18 protein-coding genes and 1 pseudogene are annotated in these 20,865 nt (G+C 70.8%); 6 read left to right on the top strand and 13 right to left on the bottom strand.

Features of this window, described 5'->3' with window-relative positions:
- Position 1: 1 nt before the first annotated feature.
- From AB0D34_RS10910 to AB0D34_RS10895, 4 genes are read right to left on the bottom strand one after another with little or no spacing between them, the layout of a single operon-like run.
- Entirely contained in the window at positions 2 to 760 is a 759-nt protein-coding gene (locus tag AB0D34_RS10910; protein ID WP_362659717.1) for a DUF2510 domain-containing protein, read from the bottom strand.
- 21 nt (positions 761 to 781) lie between these two features.
- Positions 782 to 1,582, bottom strand: coding sequence for a 3-oxoacyl-ACP reductase (locus AB0D34_RS10905; RefSeq protein ID WP_362659715.1), 801 nt, complete (start codon positions 1,580 to 1,582; stop codon positions 782 to 784).
- Positions 1,579 to 2,952, bottom strand: a complete 1,374-nt coding sequence (locus AB0D34_RS10900; protein ID WP_362659712.1) for an aldehyde dehydrogenase family protein — start codon at positions 2,950 to 2,952, stop codon at positions 1,579 to 1,581. Before AB0D34_RS10900 ends, AB0D34_RS10905 begins: the two co-directional genes overlap by 4 nt.
- A 44-nt stretch (positions 2,953 to 2,996) precedes the next feature.
- Entirely contained in the window at positions 2,997 to 4,355 is a 1,359-nt protein-coding gene (locus tag AB0D34_RS10895) for a glutamine synthetase family protein (RefSeq protein WP_362659709.1), read from the bottom strand.
- A 93-nt stretch (positions 4,356 to 4,448) separates the two neighbouring features.
- Between AB0D34_RS10895 and AB0D34_RS10890 the strand changes: the two genes are divergently transcribed.
- The gene (locus AB0D34_RS10890) at positions 4,449 to 5,186 is read left to right on the top strand and encodes an FCD domain-containing protein (RefSeq protein ID WP_362659707.1); all 738 of its coding nucleotides are present in this window, start codon (positions 4,449 to 4,451) and stop codon (positions 5,184 to 5,186) included.
- A gap of 67 nt (positions 5,187 to 5,253) precedes the next feature.
- Complete coding sequence (locus tag AB0D34_RS10885) at positions 5,254 to 5,946, top strand: gamma-glutamyl-gamma-aminobutyrate hydrolase family protein (protein ID WP_362659704.1); 693 nt, start codon at positions 5,254 to 5,256, stop codon at positions 5,944 to 5,946.
- On the opposite strand, the gene AB0D34_RS10880 is transcribed toward AB0D34_RS10885, so the two are convergent.
- Together AB0D34_RS10880 and AB0D34_RS10875 are read right to left on the bottom strand one after the other, a co-directional pair.
- A complete protein-coding gene (locus AB0D34_RS10880; RefSeq protein ID WP_362659701.1) occupies positions 5,924 to 6,877 on the bottom strand; it encodes an aminoglycoside phosphotransferase family protein in 954 nt (317 codons plus the stop codon). The genes AB0D34_RS10885 and AB0D34_RS10880 overlap by 23 nt on opposite strands.
- Positions 6,878 to 6,944: 67 nt before the next feature.
- Positions 6,945 to 7,871: a LysR family transcriptional regulator gene (locus tag AB0D34_RS10875; RefSeq protein ID WP_362659698.1), complete on the bottom strand. Its 927-nt coding sequence runs from the start codon at positions 7,869 to 7,871 to the stop codon at positions 6,945 to 6,947.
- A 70-nt stretch (positions 7,872 to 7,941) separates the two neighbouring features.
- Here AB0D34_RS10875 and AB0D34_RS10870 point away from each other — a divergent pair, with 70 nt between their 5' ends.
- Positions 7,942 to 9,066 carry a TDT family transporter gene (locus tag AB0D34_RS10870; protein ID WP_362659695.1) on the top strand — a complete coding sequence of 375 codons (1,125 nt, stop codon included), beginning with the start codon at positions 7,942 to 7,944 and terminating at the stop codon, positions 9,064 to 9,066.
- On the opposite strand, the gene AB0D34_RS10865 is transcribed toward AB0D34_RS10870, so the two are convergent.
- The 4 genes from AB0D34_RS10865 to AB0D34_RS10850 form a co-directional block, all read right to left on the bottom strand.
- Positions 8,978 to 9,694 (bottom strand): helical backbone metal receptor, encoded by a 717-nt coding sequence (locus AB0D34_RS10865; RefSeq protein ID WP_362659692.1) that lies wholly within the window; start codon positions 9,692 to 9,694, stop codon positions 8,978 to 8,980. The genes AB0D34_RS10870 and AB0D34_RS10865 overlap by 89 nt on opposite strands.
- Positions 9,691 to 10,260, bottom strand: a complete 570-nt coding sequence (locus AB0D34_RS10860; protein WP_362659689.1) for an XRE family transcriptional regulator — start codon at positions 10,258 to 10,260, stop codon at positions 9,691 to 9,693. The genes AB0D34_RS10865 and AB0D34_RS10860 overlap by 4 nt, the downstream gene beginning before the upstream one ends.
- Before the next feature lie 293 nt (positions 10,261 to 10,553).
- Complete coding sequence (locus AB0D34_RS10855) at positions 10,554 to 13,169, bottom strand: ABC transporter permease/substrate binding protein (protein ID WP_362659686.1); 2,616 nt, start codon at positions 13,167 to 13,169, stop codon at positions 10,554 to 10,556.
- The gene (locus AB0D34_RS10850; RefSeq protein ID WP_362659683.1) at positions 13,162 to 14,223 is read right to left on the bottom strand and encodes a betaine/proline/choline family ABC transporter ATP-binding protein; all 1,062 of its coding nucleotides are present in this window, start codon (positions 14,221 to 14,223) and stop codon (positions 13,162 to 13,164) included. Before AB0D34_RS10850 ends, AB0D34_RS10855 begins: the two co-directional genes overlap by 8 nt.
- A gap of 195 nt (positions 14,224 to 14,418) precedes the next feature.
- On the opposite strand from AB0D34_RS10850, the gene AB0D34_RS10845 reads away from it, so the two are divergent.
- A complete protein-coding gene (locus AB0D34_RS10845; RefSeq protein ID WP_362660118.1) occupies positions 14,419 to 15,348 on the top strand; it encodes a 5'-3' exonuclease in 930 nt (309 codons plus the stop codon).
- Positions 15,349 to 15,462: 114 nt separating this feature from the next.
- Positions 15,463 to 16,308 carry a siderophore-interacting protein gene (locus tag AB0D34_RS10840; protein WP_362659681.1) on the top strand — a complete coding sequence of 282 codons (846 nt, stop codon included), beginning with the start codon at positions 15,463 to 15,465 and terminating at the stop codon, positions 16,306 to 16,308.
- Between the two features lie 157 nt (positions 16,309 to 16,465).
- Here AB0D34_RS10840 and AB0D34_RS10835 read toward each other — a convergent pair whose 3' ends face one another.
- From AB0D34_RS10835 to AB0D34_RS10825, 3 genes are all read right to left on the bottom strand, one after another.
- Positions 16,466 to 17,242, bottom strand: coding sequence for an ABC transporter permease (locus AB0D34_RS10835; protein WP_362659679.1), 777 nt, complete (start codon positions 17,240 to 17,242; stop codon positions 16,466 to 16,468).
- Positions 17,239 to 18,228 (bottom strand): ATP-binding cassette domain-containing protein, encoded by a 990-nt coding sequence (locus AB0D34_RS10830; RefSeq protein WP_362659677.1) that lies wholly within the window; start codon positions 18,226 to 18,228, stop codon positions 17,239 to 17,241. The genes AB0D34_RS10835 and AB0D34_RS10830 overlap by 4 nt, the downstream gene beginning before the upstream one ends.
- A gap of 273 nt (positions 18,229 to 18,501) precedes the next feature.
- Positions 18,502 to 19,092: a PadR family transcriptional regulator gene (locus AB0D34_RS10825; protein ID WP_362659674.1), complete on the bottom strand. Its 591-nt coding sequence runs from the start codon at positions 19,090 to 19,092 to the stop codon at positions 18,502 to 18,504.
- A gap of 248 nt (positions 19,093 to 19,340) precedes the next feature.
- Here AB0D34_RS10825 and AB0D34_RS10820 point away from each other — a divergent pair.
- A pseudogene (locus AB0D34_RS10820) lies at positions 19,341 to 20,854 on the top strand (amino acid permease).
- Positions 20,855 to 20,865 lie beyond the last annotated feature (11 nt).

Here is a 20,865-nt window from a genome sequence, read left to right as displayed (position 1 = left end):
GTCAGCGGTCGACGGGCCGGATCCCCTGGGTGATCCGGTCCATGTCGGCGAGCGGGGGGCCGTCCGGGCCCGCGTCGAAGGCGAAGCGCACGACGACGGCGTCCGAGGGCCCGCCGCGGGCCGGAGCGAAGGCCAGCGACTGGACGTACCCGCCGGGCCCCTCGGCGGTCCTCACCCGCCAGCGCACCAGGTATCCGGCGCCTCCGGCGACGGCGACGCGTTCCGATCTGACGATCCGGTGGCCGCGGATACCGTCGTAGGAGCTGTCGGCGGCCTGCGGTATGTCCTTCTTGGCGAGGGACGCCGGGGATTTCCCGGAGTTCGCGGGCAGCGTGCGGGTGAAGATCCTGCCGCCGTCGGTGGTCATCACGAGGTTGTCGCGCGTGACGTACTTCGCGGGGACCCAGCCGTCCGGCAACGGCAGGCTGATGCCGTCGAGTTCGTCGACCAGGCGGGACGGGGTCGGGGAGCCGACGGACGGCGAGGGCGTCGTGACCGTCGGGGCCGTGTCCGCCACGACGTCCTCCCCGTGGCCGCGGGCGAGGGCGAACGCCCCGCTGACGATCGCGGCGACGAGGACGACCCCGGAGGTGGTGAGGGCGACCGCCTTGGCGCGTCCCGAGGCTCCGTCCGCCGGTCGTGGCGGGCCGGGCGCCTCGGGGTCGCGCCGGTGGTCCGACCAGGCCGTCCCGTCCCACCAGCGCTCCCGGTGCGGGGCGTCGGGGTCCGGGTACCAGCCGGGCGGGAGCGTCCTGCTCATTGCGGCACTGTAGGACGAGACCTACAGCGGTGTGACGTACGCCCCCGAGATGCCTCCGTCGACGAGGAAGTCGCTGGCGTTGACGAAGGAGGAGTCGTCGCTGGCCAGGAAGGCGACGGCGGCGGCGATCTCCTCGGCCTCGGCGAACCGGCCGACCGGGATGTGGACCAGGCGGCGGGCGGCCCGCTCGGGGTCCTTGGCGAACAGCTCCTGGAGCAGAGGGGTGTTGACCGGGCCCGGGCAGAGGGCGTTGACGCGGATGCCCTCCCGCGCGAACTGCACACCCAGTTCACGGGACATGGCGAGCACCCCGCCCTTGGAGGCGGTGTAGGAGATCTGGGACGTGGCCGCGCCCATCCTCGCCACGAAGGACGCCGTGTTGATGATGGACCCCTTGCCCTGGCGCCGCATGTAGGGGATCGCGGCCTTGCAGCACAGGTAGACGGAGGTCAGGTTGACCTCCTGGACCCGCTTCCAGGCCTCCAGGCCCGTCTCCAGGATGGAGTCGTCGTCGGGCGGGGAGATTCCCGCGTTGTTGAAGGCGACGTCGACGCTGCCGTAGGTGTCGAAGGCCGTCTTGAACAGCGCCTCGACCTGCTCGGGGTCCGTGACGTCCACCTTCACGAAGATGCCGCCGGTTTCCTCCGCGGCCGCCTTGCCGCGGGCCTCGTCGACGTCGGCGCAGACCACGTGGGCGCCCTCGGAGGCGAGCCGGCGGGCGGTGGCGAGACCGATGCCGCTGCCGGCTCCGGTGATGACGGCCGTGCGGCCGACGAGACGACGGCACACGATCTGATCGGTCGGAGAGGTCGATGAGGTCACTGTGCGGGGCCTTCCGTGCTGATGAAGACGTTCTTGGTTTCGGTGAAGGCGGTCAGGGCGTCCGGGCCGAGCTCACGGCCCAGGCCGGACTGCTTGTAGCCGCCGAAGGGGGTCCAGTAGCGGACGCTGGAGTGGGAGTTGACGGACAGGTTGCCCGCCTTGACGGCCCGGGAGAGGCGCAGCGCACGGCCCAGGTCCCGGGTCCAGAGGGAGCCTGAGAGGCCGTACGGGGTGTCGTTGGCGAGCCGGATCGCGTCCGCCTCGTCGGTGAAGGGCAGCAGGACGGCGACCGGGCCGAAGATCTCCTCGCAGGCGGCAGCCGAATCGGGGGCCTCTCCGGTGAGGACGGTCGGCGCGAACCAGAAGCCGGGCCCGTCGGGTGCGCTGCCACGCAGTCCGGGCGCGTCCTGTGGCACCAACGCCCGTACCCGGTCCAGCTGCTGACGGGAGATCAGCGGACCCATCTGGGTCTTCTCGTCGGCCGGGTCGCCCACGACGACGGACGTCAGTGCTTCCGCGAGCAGCTCGTGGACCTCGTCGTACACCGACTCCTGGACGAGGATCCGGGTGCGGGCGCAGCAGTCCTGGCCTGAGTTGTCGAGGAAGGAGAAGGGGTCCACGGCGGTGGCGAGGTCCGCGTCGGCGAAGACGATGTTGGGGCTCTTGCCGCCGAGTTCGAGGGTGACCGGCTTGATCTGGCGGGCGCAGCGTTCCATGACGTCGCGGCCGGTGCGGGTGGAGCCGGTGAACACGATCTTGGCGACACCGGGGTGCTCGACGAGAGCGGTGCCGGCGACCGGGCCGTGACCCGGCAGCACCTGGAACAGGCCCTCCGGCAGGCCTGCCTCCAGGGCGAGTTCGGCGAGCCGCAGGGCGGTCAGCGGGGTGGTCTCGGCGGGCTTGAGGATCACCGCGTTGCCGGCGGCGAGCGCGGGGGCCGTGCCCCAGGCGGCGATCGGCATCGGGAAGTTCCAGGGCGCGATGACCCCGACGACGCCGAGCGGTTCGAGGATCGTGACGTCGAGGCCGCCGGACACCGGGATCTGGCGGCCGTTCAGCCGCTCCACTCCCCCGGCCGCGTAGGCGAGCAGGTCCCGGACGTTCCCGGCCTCCCAGCGGGCGTTGCCGAGGAGGTGACCGGCCTCCCGGACCTCCAGCCGGGCCAGTTCCTCGACATGCTGGTCCACGACGTCGGCGAACCGGCGCAGCAGCCGGGCCCGGTCGGCGGGGGCGAGGGCCGCCCAGCCGGTTTGCGCTTTCGACGCGAGGGCGACCGCCGCGTCCACGTCGGCCGCGGTGGCCGCGGGGACGGTGGCGACGACCTCCTCGGTGGCCGGGTTGAGGACGGTCAGCTCATGCTCGTACGACAACGAAGAACCTTTCACAGACACTCGGGATCACAGGACACTCGGGATCACAGGCGCTCGAAGGAGCGGCGCAGTTCCCAGTCGGTCACTGCCGCGTCGAAGGCTTCGAGTTCGACACGGGCCATGTTGCGGTAGTGCGCGACGACCTCGTCGCCGAAGGCGGCCTTGGCGATCGGACTGTTCTCCCAGAGCTCGGCGGCCTCGCGCAGGGTGGTCGGGACGTGGGCGAAGTCGGCGGTGTAGGCGTTCCCGGGGCACGCCTCGGGCAGCTCCAGCTTCTGCTCGATGCCGTAGAGCCCGGCCGCGACCAGCCCGGCGACGGCGAGGTGCGGGTTGACGTCACCGCCCGGCAGCCGGTTCTCGAAGCGCAGGGAGCGGCCGTGGCCGACCACGCGCAGCGCGCAGGTCCGGTTGTCGTGGCCCCACGCGACGGCCGTGGGGGCGAAGGAGCCCGGCTGGAACCGCTTGTAGGAGTTGATGTTGGGGGCGTAGAGGAGCGAGAAGTCCCTGAGGGCCGCGAGCTGCCCGGCGAGGAAGTACCGCATGACGTCGGACATGCCGTCCGGTCCCGCCATGGCGTTGTTGCCGGCGGCGTCGGCGAGCGAGAGGTGGATGTGGCAGGAGTTGCCCTCGCGCTCGTTGTACTTGGCCATGAAGGTGAGCGACATGCCCTCCTGGGCGGCGATCTCCTTGGCGCCGGTCTTGTAGATCGCGTGCTGGTCGCAGGTGACCACGGCCTCGTCGTACTTGAACACGATCTCGTGCTGGCCCGGGTTGCACTCGCCCTTGGCGGACTCGACGGTGAGGCCGGCGCCGGTCATGTCGTTGCGGATGCGGCGGAGCAGGGGCTCGATGCGGCCGGTCCCGAGCACCGAGTAGTCGATGTTGTACTGGTTCGCCGGTGTCAGCCCCTGGTAGCCCGCGTCCCAGGCCTGCTCGTAGGTGTCCCTGAAGACGATGAACTCCAGCTCGGTGCCGACCTGGGCGGTGTAGCCGAGCTCGGCGAGCCGCTCCAGTTGGCGGCGCAGGATCTGGCGGGGCGCGGCGACGACCGGGGAGCCGTCCTCCCAGGCGAGGTCGGCGATGAGCATGGCCGTGCCGGCGTTCCAGGGGACGCGGCGGAGGGTGCGGAGGTCGGGGTGCATGGCGAAGTCGCCGTAGCCGCGGTCCCAGGAGGACATCGCGTAGCCGTCGACGGTGTTCATCTCGGTGTCGACCGCGAGGAGGTAGTTGCAGCCCTCGGTGCCGTGGTGGAGTACCTCGTCGAGGAAGAAGCGGGCGGCGAAGCGCTTGCCCTGGAGCCGGCCCTGCATGTCGGGGAAGGCCAAAACGACGGTGTCGATCTCGCCGCCCGCGACGAGGGCGTGCAGCTCCTCGACGCTGAGCGGGGGTGTGCGGTCTGCCACGGGAGGGCTCCTTCGGCTGCTGCGCTTTTTCCACCGGGCCGGGAGCCATAAGGTATTGCTCTGAACCATTGCTTGGGAAGGGGGCTCGGCCATATGTCGGTGGACGCTGACGGCGGGCCGGACGACCGGCTGACGCCGGTGCTGCGGCCGGTCAGGGCGGGCAACGGCTTCGAGGAGGCGCTGGAGCAGATCCTCCAGGTCGTGCGGCTCGGGCTGGTGCCGGGGGGCGAGCGGCTGCCGGCCGAGCGGGAGCTCGCGGAGCGGCTCGGGATCAGCCGGGTGACGCTGCGCGAGGTGCTGAAGGTGCTCCAGGACCAGGGGCTGGTGGAGTCGCGGCGCGGGCGGTACGGGGGCACGTTCGTGCTGCCTCGCGCGCGGGAGGCGGCGGGCGAGGAGGAGCTGCGGCGCCGGATAGCCGAGGTGGACATCGAGGACGTGCTGCGCTTCCGGGAGGTGCTGGAGGTGGGCGCGGCGGGTCTGTGCGCGACGCACGGCCTCGCGGACGAACAGGTGAAGCGGCTGCGCGAGGCGCTGGCCGCCACGCAGGAGGCGCCGCTGGCGGACTACCGCCGCCAGGACACCCTGCTGCACCTCACGCTGGCGGAACTGTGCGGCTCACCGACACTGACCGCCCAGTACGCGGCGGTACGGGCGTCGGTGAACGACCTCCTGGACTGCATCCCGCTCCTGGTCCGCAACCTGGAGCACTCCCAGCGGCAGCACGCGGCGCTGGTGGAGGCGGTCCTGGACGGGGACGCCGACGGGGCGCGGGAGATGATGCGGGAGCACTGCGCGGGGACGGCCGCGTTGTTGCGCGGTTTCCTGGCCTGACCTTGCTTCTCGGCGCTCCGAACCGCAAAGGTATGCCTGTGGGCCATTGCAAGCCTGGGAGGACCGCGTGACGACCGTACGACCGCTGATCGGTGTCAGCACCTATCTGGAGGCCGGGGCGCGCTGGGGCGTCTGGGAACTGGAGGCTGCGCTGCTGCCCGCGGGGTACCCGCGCCTGGTCCAGCGGGCGGGCGGCCTGGCCGCGATGCTCCCGCCGGACGCCCCGGAGCACGCGGAGGCGACGGTGGCCCGCCTGGACGGCCTGGTGATCGCGGGCGGCCCGGACGTAGAGCCGGTCCACTACGGCGCCACCCCCGACCCCCGCACCGGCCCACCCGCCCGCGCCCGCGACGCGTGGGAACTCGCCCTGATCCAGGCGGCGTTGGCGGCCGAGGTCCCCCTCCTGGGCATCTGCCGGGGCATGCAGCTCCTGAACGTCGCCCTCGGCGGCACGCTCGTGCAGCACATCGACGGCCACGCGGAGGTCGTGGGAGTCTTCGGCCACCACGCGGTCAAGCCCGTACCGGGCACGCTGTACGGCGAGATAGCCCCGGCGGAGACCGCCGTACCCACCTATCACCACCAGGCGGTGGACCGCCTCGGGACGGGCCTGCTGCCGTCGGCACACGCGGCGGACGGCACCGTGGAGGCCGTCGAACTCCCCGGTGCGCACTGGGTGTTGGGGGTGCAGTGGCATCCGGAGATGGGCGAGGACGTGCGGGTGATGCGGGCCCTCGTCAAGGCTGCGGCCGGCTCCTGAGCCAGGCCAGGGCCGCATCGCCCTGGGCCCGTTGGAAGGCGCGCAGGGTGGGCAGGCCCGGGGGTGCGGGCAGCAGGGAGTGGTACAGGAAGAAGCCGGTCAGGGCCGCGAGGGCCCTGGTGACGGCGTCCGGGTCGGCGCCCGTGCCCAACGGATGCGCCGTGAACAGCTCCTCCGGGTCCGGGCCGCCCTGGGCGCGGACACACGGCAGCATCACCAGGAGGTCGAACCAGGGGGTGCTCCGCAGGGCGTGCGGCCAGTCGACGAAGACGGTGCGGCCGTCGTCGGTGAGCAGGATGTTGTCGGCACGCAGGTCGCCGTGGGCGAGGGTGTCGCCGGTGACGGCCTCGGGCCAGGGAGCGGATAGTTCCGCGAGGCGGGGCAGGTGGGTCCTGGTCCAGGGGTCGAGGGGGGCGGCGAGGTCGCGGTGGCGGAGGAGTTCCTGCCAGCCGCCGAAGATGTCCGCCAGGGCCGTGGCGGCGGGTGGGGCGTCGAGCGGGGACGGGGTGAGAGCCCGGCCGAGGTCTGCCACCGCCCCCAGGACGCGTTCCAACTCCGTCCTCTGCCAGGGGACATGGGGCTGACGGCCGGGGACGTCCTCGTACACGAGGGCCACCCAGGTGCCGTCGTCGTAGGTGCCGAGGAGGCGAGGAGCGGGGACCGTGACCGGGAGGGCGGCGGTGTTGCGGGCCTCGGTGCGGTGGAACCTCGGGCTGTCGGGGTTGGCGTCGCCGCTGACGGCCTTCACGAAGGCGCGGTGGCCGGTGGCGGTGCGGACGCGGGTGGCGACGCCCGGGGAGAATCCGCCGGGTTGGGTGACGGCGTGCACGACCTCGGCGCCGAGCACGTCCGCGACGGCGTCGCGTACGGCTGTCGGGAGGTCTTCCCAGGGGACGCGGACGCCGGTGGCGGGCGGGGCGGTGGCGGTCATGCGGCCCATGGTGCGGGTCTGCGGCGCTGCGAGGCCAAGGGTTTTCGCCCGGGGACGGGAAAACCCCCTACACCCGCGTGAGCGACAGCAGGTCCCTCGCCGGCCCCACCGGCCGGTGCCCCGTGGGCCACACCGCCCGTAGGTCCCGGGCCAGTGACACCCCCTCCACCGGCACCCGCACCAGCCGCCGCAGCGCCAGTTCGTCGCCCACCGCCAGTTCGCTCAGGACGGCCGGTCCCGCGCCGCTCACCGCCGCCGCCTTCACCGCCGTGGTGGACGAGAGCTCGATGAGAGGGCGGGCCAGGCCGCCCAGGGCCGCGTCCAGGACCTGACGGGTGCCCGAGCCCTTCTCGCGGAGGATCAGCGGGGTCGCGGCCAGTTCCGTGGCTTCCAGAGGGCGTCGGCGGCGGGCCCACGCATGCCCCGGAGCCGTCACCACGATCAGGTGGTCGTGGGCTATCACCACCGAGTCGAGACCGGACGGGACGGTGAGGCCCTCCACGAAGCCGAGGTCCGCCTCGTCCGACAGCAGGCGTTCCGCCACTGTCGCCGAGTTCCCGGCATGCAGCGACACCGCCGTGTCCGGGCGCCCCGCGCGCAGCGCGAGGAGCCACCCCGGCAGCAGGTACTCCGCGATCGTCATGCTCGCCGCCACCCGGAGACGGGAGTCGCGGCGGACCCGCAGCGCCTGCGCCCCGGCGTCGAAGGCCTCCGCCGCCTCCACGATCCGCCGCGCCCAGTCCGTGACCAGCGCGCCTGCGTCCGTGAGCCGGGAGCCCCGGGGTGAGCGGTCGACCAGGGCGACCCCCAACTGCCGTTCCATGGAACGGATCCGGCTGCTCGCCGCCGGCTGGGTGATGCCCAGCTCCCGCGCCGCCCCGCCCAGACTCCCCAGCCGCGCCACGGCCAGCAGCAGCTCCAGCGCCCCGAGATCCGGTACCCGGTGGGCCAGCATCCCGCCCACCGCCGGCCGCACGTCTCCCTCACCGCTCATAAGGACAGCTTATGCCCTCATAGAGCCGTACTCCCTGGTCGCGGCCCTGTCCCGTCGGCACCGTGGAGACATGGTCACCGCCGTCCGTCACCTCGGGCCGAACTGGTACGCCTCCGTCATGGGCACCGCGATCGTCGCCACCGCCGGCGTCGCGCTCCCCGTGCACCTCCCCGGTCTGCGCACGATCTGCGCCGCCGTCTGGCTCCTGTCCCTCGCACTGCTCCTCACCCTCCTGTGCGCCCGCGCCCTGCACTGGCGCCACCACCCCGACCAGGCCCGCGCCCACCTCCTCGACCCCGCCACAGCCCCCTTCTACGGCTGCCTCGCGATGGCCCTCCTGGCCGTCGGCGGCGGTGCCCTCACCGTCGGACGGGACTGGATCGGCACGACGGCCGCGGTCGCTCTCGACGCCGCGCTGTTCACCGCCGGTACGGTCGTGGGGCTCGCGGCCGCCGTCGCCGTGCCGTACCTCATGGCCGTACGGCAGCGGGTGGAGCCGCAGCACGCCACGCCCGTGTGGCTGCTGCCCCTCGTCGCGCCCATGGTGTCGGCCGCGCTCGGTCCGCTCCTGGTGCCGCGTCTCCCCGCCGGGCAGCCCCGCGAGACCCTGCTCCTCGCCTGCTTCGCGATGTTCGGGCTCAGCCTCCTCGCGACCCTCGTCATGCTGCCGCTCGTCTTCGCCCGGATCGTCACCGGCGGCCCGCTCCCCCTCGCCCTCACCCCGACCCTGTTCCTGGTCCTCGGCCCGCTCGGCCAGTCCACCACCGCCGTCGGCAACTTCGCGGACGTGGCCCCCGGTGTCGTGCCGGCGCCCTACAGCCAGGGCTTCGGCGTCCTCGCGGTGCTGTACGGCGTTCCCGTCATGGGGTTCGCCCTGCTGTGGCTGGGACTCGCGACCGCGCATGTCGTACGGGCCCGGCGGCTCGGGATGGGGTTCTCGATGACCTGGTGGGCGTTCACCTTCCCGGTCGGCTGCTGTGTCACGGGGGCGGAGGCCCTGGCCCGGCACACCGGCCTCGTCGTCTACGACGGGCTCGCCGTCGGGCTGTACGGCCTCCTCGTCACCGCCTGGGGCACGGCCGCCCTGCACACCGCGCGCGGACTGCTCAGCGGAGCGCTGCTCGCAGGGCCTCGCCCAGTGCCCGTGGTGCTTCGGCCAGTGACGGCCCGTACCACGTCAGATGCCGTCCGCTGACGAGTGCGCAGGGCAGGCCGGGGAACGCCTCCGGGCCGTCGTCGGGGGTGAAGCGGTAGGGCTCGTCGGGGAGGACGACCACGTCCGGTGCCGCCGCGCGCAGCTCCTCCAGCGGGACGCGCGGATAGCGGTCCTCGTGAGTGGCGTACAGGTGGTCCACGCCCAGGCGGGACAGGACATCGCCCGCGAACGTGTCCCGGCCCAGGACCATCCACGGCCGCCGCCAGATCGGCACAACCGCCGTCAGTCGAGGCCCCGGGGGCGCGAGCGCCGACCAGGACCGCTCGGCCTCGTCCAGCCAGCGCGGCCGTACGACACCACACGCCTCGACGATCCGGGCCAGTTCCCGGAAGGCCTGCGGGACGTCCCGCACCTCGGTGACCAGGACCTCCAGGCCCGCCGCGCGCAGGGCCGCGAGATCCGGCTCCCGGTTCTCCTCCTCGTTGGCGATCACCAGGTCGGGGGTGAGGGCGATGATCCGGTCGATTTTCGGGTTCTTGGTGCCGCCGATACGGGTGACGTCCAGGTCCGCCGGATGGGTGCACCAGTCGGTGGCGCCGACCAGGGCGCCGGGTGCGGAGTGGGCGATCGCCTCGGTCAGCGAGGGGACCAGGGAGACGACTCTCACCGCCGGGGCCGGTCCTGGAGCGCCTCGATGTGTTCGGCCACGGCGACGACGACCACGCGGGTGTCCGCCACGGTCGCGCGCCAGCGGTGCCGCACCCCGCCGGTGAGGTACAGGGTGTCGCCACGGCCCAGGCGGTAGGCGCGGCCCTCGGCCTCGACATCCACCGCGCCGTCGGCGACGTACATCAACTGGTCGTTGCGGTACTGGAATTCGCGGCCCGCGTCATGGTCGCCGGTGAACTCCTGGGCGTGCATTTGGTGGTGGCCGCGCACCAGGGAACGCATCCGGGGTTGGTCACCCGGCTCCGTACCGTCCGCGTGCACGACGTCGACGCTGCACGCCGGGTCGGCGGCGGCGAGGAGTTCGACGGCCGTGGTCCGCAGGGCGTCGGCGACCTTCTCCAGGGAGCTGCGGCTGGGGCGGGCGCGTTCGTTCTCGATCTGGCTCAGGAAGGGGACGGAGAGGCCGCTGCGCTCGGCCACGACGGCGAGGGTGAGTTCCAGCGCGCGGCGCCTGCGGCGCACGGCCGCGCCGACCCGAAGGGGCTGTTCTTTGTGGTCGCCCATGGCTCCGGCTCCCTCCTCCGCTCGTCGGTCCTGTGACGGGTCCCCTGATGAGTTGTCTGCACCCTACGCATGTTCGGCAAACCGTTTCAGGCGGCCGTCACATCGATGTCACACGGCGTGCGACCGTACCTCACACTTCACGCCAGCCGAACGGCCCCCTGGAAACTGCCAGGGGGCCGGTTTTCGGTCACTCATCCGCCGCGGGGCACCCAAGTCCCCTCGTCGGCATCGGAGTTCGGGCGATGGCGTAGCTCTATGTGGTTGGCCGGATCCTTACCGTGCTCGTCGAGCGGTTATGACGGTGTCATCCGCCCGACCATCTCCGGGTGCTCCTTCAGCCAGGCGGCGACCGCCTGCTCCTCGTGACCCTGGCCGTACTTGTTGATCTCGCCCTCCAGGGTACCGAGCTCGTCCTCGCTCATATGGAAGCCCTTGATCCACTTCGTGAGCTGCGGGTACTGCTCGGGGAACTTCTCGTTGGAGATGGTCCGGATCGTGTTGCCCTCGCCGAAGAGCTTCTTGTCGTCCTTCAGCTTGGTCAGGTCGTACTGGCTGTACGCCCAGTGCGGGGACCACAGGACGACGGCCACGGGCTGCTTCTTGGCGTAGGCACGCTTGAGCTCGGCCAGCATCGCGGGCGTGGAGCCGTCGACGACGTCGTACTCCTTGTCGAGGCCGTAGCCCGGCAGGACCTTCGTCTTGAGCAGGCTCATCTCGCCGGTGCCCGGTTCGATGCCGATGATCTTCCCGTCGAAGAGGGACGCCTTGCCCTTGAGGTCCTCGTAGGACTTCACGCCCTTGACGTACGAGGGCACGGCGACCTCCAGGGAGGTGGGCTGGTACCAGGTACCGAGGTCCTTGAGTCGGTCCTTGCTCTTGTCCCAGTAGTTCTTCTGGGCGTACGGCAGCCAGGCGTCGAAGTTGAGGTCCAGGTCGCCGGAGGCGAGGCCGGTGTACACCGGGCCGACGTCCATCTGCTTGAGGTTCAGCTGGTAACCGCGCTTTTCGAGGACGTTCTTCCAGAGGTACGTCACAGCGATGTCCTCGTCCCAGGGGAACCAGGCCACGTCGACCGGCCGCTTCGCCTCGGCCGGAGTGCCGCTGTCCTTGACGGGGGCCAGCTTGTCGACCAGGCCCGGGTTCTGCTTCAGCCAGGTGCGCACGGCGTCCTGCTGCCTGCCCTTGCCGGCCTTGTTGATCTCGGCCTCCAGGCTGGTGAGCTGCTTCTCGTCCAGCTTGAAGTTCTTCAGCCACTGCCCGACGACCGGGTTGTCCGCGGCGAAGCCCTTGCGGGCCACGGTGTGGATGCCGTCGCCCGAACCCCAGGCGCCCTTCGGGTCCTTGAGCTTCTTGAGGTCGTAGTCGTTGTACGCCCAGTGCGGCGACCAGAGTGTGACGACGATCGGGTCCTTCTGGGCGTAGGCCCGCTTCAGCTCGGCCAGCATGGCGGGCGTGGAGCTGTCGACGACCTTGTACTCCTTGTCGAGGCCGTACGCCTTGAGGACCTTGCTCTTGAGCATGGTCATCTCACCGGCGCTGGACTCGATGCCGGTGATGTTCCCGCCGAACTCCGAGGCCTTGCCCTTGAGATCGGCCAGCGAGTTGATGTCCTTCATGTACGAGGGGACGCTCAGCTCGAGAGACGTCTTGTCGTACCAGGCGCCGAGGTCGTCGAGCTTGCTGCCGTACTTCTTCCAGTACTGCTCGTGGGTCGTGGGCAGCCAGGCGCCGGTCATGAAGTCGACGTTGTCCGAGGCGACGGAGGTGTAGAGCGGCCCGGCGTCGAACTGCTTGACGTCGACCTGGTAGCCGCGTTCCTCCAGGATCTGCTTCCAGAGGAAGGTGGAGGCGACGCCGTCGTCCCAGGGGACGTATCCGATGGTGATCTTCTTGCCCTGGCCGACGTCCTTGCCGCCTGAGACGGCCGTGGCCTCGCCCGAGGTACCGCCGAAGATCCCCATGCCGCCCGCGACGAGGGCGAGGACGACGACACCGATCAGGGCGATCTGGGGGTGGGGGCGGTAGGACCAGATCTTCAGCCCGCCCTGGGACGCGCGGGCCTTGGCTGCAGCGCGGCGGCCCAGCGGGGAGACCTGGGTGCCGAGCGCGCTGGTCATGCGGTCGAGGTAGATCGCGAGGATCACGATGGCGACACCGGCCTCGGAGCCCAGGCCCACGTTGAGCTGGCCGATGGCCTCGTTGACGTCACCGCCGAGGCCGCCGGTGCCCACCATGCCGGCGATCGCGGCCATGGAGAGTCCCAGCATGATGACCTGGTTGACGCCGGCCATCACGGTGGGCAGCGCCAGGGGCAGTTGGACGCGTAGGAGCGTGTCGCGCGGTGTGGTGCCGAACGCCTCGGCGGCCTCGACGAGTTCCTTGTCGACCTGGCGGATGCCCAGCTCGGTCATGCGGACGCCGGGGGCGAGGGCGAAGATCAGGGTGGCGACGATGCCGGCGGAGGCTCCAGTGCCGAAGAACAGGATCGCCGGGATGAGGTAGATCATCGCGGGCAACGTCTGCATGAAGTCCAGGACGGGGCGGACCAGGCCGCTGACCCGGTTCGAGCGGGCCGCCCAGATGCCGACCGGGACGGCTATCACCAGCGCGATGATCGTGGCGACGAGGACCAGCGAGAGGGTCGTCATCGCGTCCTCCCACAGTTCGAGGGAGTCGATGAAGGCGAATCCCGCGAAGGTGAGGAGGCCGGCGAGGGTGCCGCGCAGCCAGAAGGCGATCACGGCGAAGATGCCCGCGAGGAGGAGGGGCTGGGGCGCCTGGAGGACGGCGTCGATACCGTCGTAGGTGCCGGTGAAGACGGTCTTGAAGAAGTCGAAGAGCCAGGACACGTGGTCGAGCAGCCAGTCGACGGTGTCGTTGACCCAGTCGCCGAGCGGGATCCTAGGCATGGGCGGCCTCCTGGGGGGATTCCGCGTCGCCGAGGAAGGCGATCAGGCGCTCCTGCGGGACCACGCCGACGAGCTTGCGCTTCTCGTCGAGCACGATCACCGGGTGGCTGGAGCGGGCGCTCATCGCGCAGAGTTCGGTGAACGGCGTGTCGGGCGTCGCGGTCTCGCAGTCGTCCGCGCAGTCGCAGTCGGCCTCGTCGCCGCGCACCTCCGTGTCCATCACGGCGGACGCGGTCAGCACACGGGAGCGGTCGACGTCCTTGGTGAAGGAGGCCACGTAGTCGTCGGCGGGCCGCACCAGGATGTCCTCGGCGGTGCCGATCTGCACGATCCGGCCGTCGCGCATGACGGCGATCCGGTCGCCGAGCCGCATGGCCTCGTTGAGGTCGTGGGTGATGAAGACGATGGTCTTCTTCAGGGTCTTCTGGAGCTGCAGGAGCTGGTCCTGCATGTCCCGGCGGATCAGCGGGTCGAGCGCGCTGAAGGACTCGTCCATGAGGAGCAGGTCCGCGTCGGTGGCGAGGGCGCGGGCGAGGCCCACGCGCTGCTGCATACCGCCGGACAGCTCGTCGGGCCAGGACTTCTCCCAGCCCCCCAGGCCGCACAACTCCAGGGCCTCGGTGGCCCGTTCGAGACGCTCGGCCTTGGCGACGCCCTGGACGGCGAGGCCGTAGGCGGCGTTCTCCAGGACGCTGCGGTGCGGGAAGAGCGCGAAGTGCTGGAAGACCATGCTGATCTTCTGGGCGCGCACCGCGCGCAGTTCGCGGTCGGTGAGCGCGGTGAGGTCCTGGCCGTCGAAGCGGACATGGCCCGCGGTCGGCTCCAGGAGGCCGTTGAGCATGCGCAGCAGCGTGGACTTGCCGGAGCCGGACAGGCCCATGACGACGAAGATCTGGCCCGGGTCCACGGTGAAGGAGGCGTCGATCACCGCGGCGGTGGTGCCGTCGGCGCGCAGTCCCTCCCGGTCGGCGCCCTCGCGGAGCCGCTCGACCGCCTCGTGCGGCCGTCTTCCGAACACCTTGTACAGCTGCTCTGCCTCAAGCCGTGATGACACGCGCACCTCTCGTCTCTCGACCACTGGGGTGGAGACGAAGGGCCGCGAACAGTTGAAGGTGCAACCTGCCTCGCTCCGAGGCGGCGCCTGCCCCGATGCCTTTCGGCCAAACACGCTGGTGGTCCAGTTCACAGGATGCTCACACCCGCCGGACGAGTTACAGGGCGGCGGCCGGTGTCGGTGCCGTACGGCATGATGCGAGGCGTGACCGGACGACTGATGCTCCTCGACACCGCCTCGCTCTACTTCCGTGCCTACTTCGGCGTGCCGGAGTCGGTGAAGGCGCCGGACGGCACGCCGGTGAACGCCGTGCGCGGCCTCCTCGAATTCATCGACCGTCTGGTCAAGGACCACCAGCCCGACCTGCTGGTCGCGTGCATGGACGCCGACTGGCGCCCCCAGTGGCGGGTCGACCTCATCCCCTCCTACAAGGCCCACCGGGTGGCCGAGGAGCACGAGGTGGGCCCGGACGAGGAAGAGGTGCCGGACACGCTGTCGCCGCAGGTGCCGGTGATCGAGGCCGTCCTGGACGCGCTCGGCATCGCTCGCGTGGGCGTGGCCGGCTACGAGGCGGACGACGTCATCGGCACGTTCACGGCACGCGCCGAGGGCCCGGTCGACATCGTCACCGGCGACCGCGACCTCTACCAGCTGGTGGACGACAAGCGCGGGGTGCGGGTGCTGTACCCGCTGAAGGGTGTCGGCACGCTCCAGCTGACCGACGAGGCCTGGCTGCGCGAGAAGTATGGCGTCGACGGCCGTGGGTACGCGGATCTGGCGCTGCTGCGCGGCGACCCGAGCGACGGTCTGCCGGGTGTGCCCGGGATCGGCGAGAAGACGGCGGCCAAGCTGCTCGCCGAGTTCGGTGACCTGGCCGGGATCATGGCCGCGGTCGACGACCCGAAGGCGAAGCTCACGCCGTCGCAGCGCAAGCGGCTCGACGAGTCGCGCCCGTACATCGCCGTGGCTCCGAAGGTGGTGCTGGTGGCCGGCGATGTTCCGCTGCCGAAGGTGGAGACCGCGGTTCCGCGCGCACCGCGCGATCCCGCGGCACTGGAGAAGCTGGCCGAACGGTGGGGACTGGGTGGATCACTGCAGCGGCTGACGGCGACGCTCAGCAGGTAAATGGCGACGCCCAGAAGGTAAATATTGCCCTCGCTTTCCGCGAGGGACATGCCATCGCCAGGGGGGTTGATGCTAACTTAGGTAAGCCTAAGCGTAGGGATTTGGGAGGCCGCCATGGCAGAAGGACCGGGACGCAAGCCGCGGAAGCCCCACTCCGCCCAGGTCGTCCGCACCGAACGCCTCACCCCGCACATGCAGCGCGTGGTACTCGGCGGCGACGGACTCGCCGAGTTCGCGGCGGACACCTGCACCGACCATTACGTCAAGATCCTTTTCCCGGCCGAGGGTGTCACCTATCCCGAGCCCTTTGACATGCAGCGGATCCGCGAGGAGTTCCCGCGCGAGCAGTGGCCCGTCACCCGCACCTACACCGTGCGCCACTGGGACCCCGAACACGACGAACTCTCCCTGGACTTCGTGATCCACGGCGACGAAGGCCTCGCGGGCCCCTGGGCGGTGCGCGTCCAGCCCGGTGAGACCGTGCGCTTCATGGGCCCGGGCGGGGCCTACGCTCCCGACCTGGAGGCCGACTGGCATCTCCTCGTCGGTGACGAGAGCGCGCTGCCCGCGATCGCCCGCTCCCTGGAGTCGCTGCCCGACGGGGCCCGGGCGCACGCCTTCATCGAGGTCTCGGGCCCCGAGGAGGAGCAGAAGATCGACTCCGACGTGGAGGTCGTCTGGCTGCACCGCGGCTCCCGCCCGGTCGGCGAGGCCCTGGTGGAGGCCGTCCGCACGCTGGAGTTCCCGGAGGGCCGGCTGTGCGCGTTCGTGCACGGCGAGGCGCACTTCGTGAAGCAGCTGCGCCATCTGCTGCGGGTCGAGCGCGGCATCCCGCGCGAGGACATCTCGATCTCCGGTTACTGGCGCCTGGGCCACAACGAGGACGGCTGGCAGGCCTCCAAGCGGGACTGGAACGCGCGGATCGAGGCGGAGCAGGAGGGGGCGGCACCGGCCGCTTAGGCATACGGTTCGGAAAGGGGCGGCGCTTTCGAAGTTGCCGCCCCTTTCGCGTGCGCCGGGTTCGCGTGTCCCGGGGTCATGTGTCCGCGTTCGCGTGTGCCGGGTTCGCGTGCCCCGGGTTCGCGTGCCCCGGGTTCGTGTGTCGGGAGGGGAGGGGTCACACCGACCGTTGGTACGACCTGAACGTCCGGATCGACAGCCACACCGCCACCACCGCCAGCCCCAGCAGCGCTCCCCCACGCCCCAGCACCACACCCCAGTCCGGGTCGGCCGACAGCGCCGAACGGCCCGCCACCATCGCCCAGTTCAACGGGTTGAAGTCGGCGATGTGCCGCATCCAGGAGGGCATCTGCGAGGGCGCCATGAAGGCGCTGGACAGGAAGGTCAGCGGGAGCAGCAGGAAGGTGTTGATCCCGATGATCGACTCCCGCTCCCGCACCAGCATGCCGAGCGCGTTGGACAGCGCCCCGAAGACCGTGCCGAGCAGGACCGAGGCGAGCACCAGGACGGCGACACCGACGAGGCCGCCCGGATAGTCCGCGCCGCCCAGCAGCCCGAGCAGCACGATGACCGTCGACTGGAGCGCGGTGACCAGGCCGTTGTTGACGACGTTGCCGTTCATCAGCGCGGCCCGGCTGACCGGGGTGGTCAGGAAGCGGTCGAGGGTGCCGCGCTGTATCTCCTCCAAGGTGCCCATGCCGGCCCACATGTTGGAGCCGAGCGCGCTCATCACGACCACACCAGGGACGAGGTAGTCGAGATACGAGGTGGTGCCGAAGCCACCGAGTTCGACGACCTCCTTGAAGAGGCTGCCGAACAGGAACAGCCAGATCACCGGCTGGACCAGGGTGATGATCGCGTAGGCGGGCTGCCGTACGAACACCATGAGTTGACGCTGCGTCATGTACCAGGTCTGGGAGACGGCGGTGCTCATCGGGCACCCACCAGGTCTTCGGACTGCGAGTAACGGCGGCCCGCGTACCGCAGATAGACGTCGTCGAGGGACGGGCGGGCGACGGTAGCGCTGGCGACCTTGACCCCGGCCCGCTCCAGGGCGGCGAGCAGTGCGGGTACGGCGGCGGCCCCGTCGTCGGCGCGGACGCTGACGCGGTGTCCGTCGGCCAGCACCTCGTGCACGCCGGGCACCGCGCGCAGCGCGCCGGTGAGCAGGGTGCGGCCCGCGTCTCCGAGCTCCTCGCGCAGCTCCACATGGACGGCGTCGCCGCGGAGTTCGCCCTTGAGCGCGTCCGGGGTGCCCTCGACGACGATCCGGCCGCGGTCCACTACGGCGACCCGCTCGGCGAGGCGGTCGGCCTCTTCGAGGTAGTGCGTGGTGAGCAGGATGGTCAGCCCTTCCTCCCCCGCGAGCCGGCCGATCTCGTCCCACATCGCGGAGCGGGCCTCGGGGTCGAGACCGGTGGTCGGCTCGTCGAGGAAGAGCACCTCGGGGCGGTGCACCAGGCCCAGGGCGACGTCGAGTCGGCGTCGCATGCCGCCGGAGTAGCCCTTGACTGGTCGCCGGGCGGCGTCGGTGAGTGTGAAGCGCGCGAGGAGTTCGTCCACCCGCTGTTCGAGCGCGGTGCCTTTCAGGCCGTAGAGCCTGCCCTGGAGCCGGAGGTTCTCGCGCCCGGTGGCGACCGGGTCGGCGCCGGAGCCCTGGGCGACCACGCCGATGGCCCGGCGCACCCGGTCCGGGTGGCGCAGTACGTCGTGGCCCGCGACTGCGGCCGTGCCGGAGTCGGGGCGGGCCAGGGTGGTGAGGATCTTGACGGTGGTGGACTTGCCGGCGCCGTTGGGACCGAGCAGCCCGAAGACGCTGCCCCGCTCGACGACGAGGTCGATGCCGTCGAGGGCGGTGACCTCACCGCCGTAGGTCTTGATCAGTTGACGCGCCTCGATCGCGGGCGCACGGGTGTTCATGGCAGGGGTTCTCCTGGATCTCCTGGCTGGGCGGATGACAACTGATCCGCGGGAGGAGCACCGGGCTATCCTGGGTGTGCCGCACCTCGATCGCCTGGATGTGCCTCAGGGCGGATTCAGTTCGGGGTTCGAGGCCCCGGCGGGCTGCTGCAACAGCCGTGCCGGGGCCTGTTCTTGGTCAGGTCACGGGTCGCTGAGTCATGGTCCGTGGAGTCATGGTTCGTGGAGTCATGGTTCGTGGAGTCATGGTTCGTGGAGTCATGGTTCGTGGAGTCATGGTTCGTGGAACGATTTCCACTCCTCGATGCCGGACAGCGTGCCCTTTCTGAGCTCGTCAAGGAAGCCGCGGACCCATGCCGCCTCCGCCTCGACCATGTGGAGCTGGTACTCGTTCTCCACGAGGAAGAGCCGGGGCAGAGTCTCGGAGAGCTTCTCCAACGCGCCCCGGCCGCCGGCGATCTGGACCACCAGGGCGTCGAGCCGTTCCTCCAGCAGCGTCACCACCTCGTCGGGGTGCAGCACACCGAGCAGTGAGAGCGCGGTCTCGAAGATCGGGTACTCCTTGGCCGGGGAGGCGACCAGGTCCGACATCCACTCGGTCGTCTCCTGCCGCCCGGCCGCGGTGATGCCGTAGACGGTCCGCTCGGGCCGGTTGCCCTGCCGCTCCACGTCCGTGACCTCGACGAATCCATGCTTCTCGAGGTTCTGGACGACCGTGTAGAGCGAGCCGTAGTTGATCTTCGTACTGGAGTCCTTGCCCTGGCGGCGCAGGGTCTGGGCGATCTCGTAGGGGTGCATCGGCTTCTGCCACAGCGTCGCCAGCACGGCGAGCGCCAGGGGGTTGCGGAGCTTACGACGCTGCATGACCCGATTCACCTCGCATCCGAATATCCGTAGCCGAACATATCGCGATCTACGACGCCCCGTCAATAGACACGATGTATCGCGTATGCGTGGCTCCCGCAAGGGCGTGAGGACTTAGGAGCGCCCTCGACATGCCCGCGTCACGCACCCGAAACAGCGCCTCCCTAATTTCTGTCGCCCGACAGGAATTCAGCTCCCGCACCGCTGTTCCGCTCTTCCGCCCTCATGCCGCGAAGGCAGGTGCCGCCGTGACGACGACCAGCCCCTCCGACGTCCGCCCCGATCCGCCGCACTCCCCCTCCTCCGACGACCGCTCCCTCGCCGAGTTCGGCTACCGCCAGGAACTGCACCGCAGCCTGGGCCGGTACGCGTCCTTCGCGGCGGGGTTCTCCTTCATCTCGGTCCTGACGACCGTCTTCCAGTTCTTCGCCTTCGGGTACGCGTTCGGCGGCCCGGTCTTCTTCTGGGCCTGGCCGGCGGTGCTGGTCGGACAGCTCCTGGTGGCGGCCTGCTTCGCGGAACTGGCGGCGCGCTACCCCCTGTCCGGCGCGATCTACCAGTGGTCGTCCCGGCTCTCCAACCTCACCTTCGGCTGGTTCGCCGGCTGGATCATGGTGATCGGGCAGATCGTGGTGGTCGCGGCGGCCGCGCTGGCCCTGCAGATGGTGCTGCCGGCGATCTGGTCCGGCTTCCAGCTGGTCGGCACCGACTCGGCCCCGACCTCGGCGGACGGCGCGGCGAACGCAGCGGTCCTGGGCGTGATCCTGCTGGTCCTGACCACCCTCGTGAACGTCCTCGACAACCGCGTGATGTCCGTGATCAACCGGGTGGGCGTGACCGCCGAGATCATCGGCGCGGCCCTCATCGTCGTACTGCTGCTCACCCACTCCGAGCGGACGCCGACGATCACCTTCCACACCGAGGGCGCGGCCCAGTCGGGCCTGTTCGGCGCCCTGCTCGTCGGCTCCTTCACGGCGGCGTACGTGATGATCGGCTTCGACAGCGCGGGCGAGATGAGCGAGGAGACCCGCGATCCGCGCCGCACCGCACCCCGCACGATCCTCACGGCGCTCGCTGCGGCCGGCCTCCTCGGCGGTCTGATCGTCCTGGGCGGCCTGCTGGCGGCCCCCAGCCTCACGGACGGCCACCTGGCGGTCGACGGCCTCAGCTACGTCCTCACGAGCAGCCTGGGCGACGGTCTCGGCAAGGCCCTGCTGGCCGACGTGGTGGTCGCGATCACAGTGGCCACCCTCGCCATCCAGACGGCGGCCTGCCGCATGCTCTTCTCCATGGCCCGCGACGGCCAACTCCCCTTCGCGACCCGCCTCGCGCGCGTGAACCCCCGCACGGGCATGCCCACGGCCCCGGCTCTGGTCGTCGGCGTCCTCTCCGCCGCCCTGCTCCTCCTCAACTTCGCGTCCCCGGACGCCTTCCTGGCGATCGGCACGACCTGCATCGTGATGCTGTACCTCGCGTACGCGATGGTCACCGGCCCCCTCCTGGCGAGTTCACCGCGGAGGGCACGGACGAGAAGGGCAAGCGCCTGTTCTCCCTGGGCCGCTGGGGCATCCCGATCAACGCCCTCGCCCTCCTCTACGGCCTCCTCATGACCGTCAACCTGGCCTGGCCACGGGCGGAGGTGTACGACCCGGCGGGCGGGCACTGGTACTTCCAGTGGTTCACGGTGCTGTTCCTGGCCGCGACGCTGGCGGTGGGCGTGGCCTGGCGGGCACTGCGCAGGCGTACGCCGTCGGCGGCATAGGGGCGCGGGGA

The sequence above is a fragment of the Streptomyces sp. NPDC048420 genome (genome assembly GCF_040651535.1).
Lineage (GTDB): Bacteria > Actinomycetota > Actinomycetes > Streptomycetales > Streptomycetaceae > Streptomyces.
Note: the sequence above shows the minus strand (reverse complement) of the source record. Positions and strands in the feature narration are given on the sequence as shown.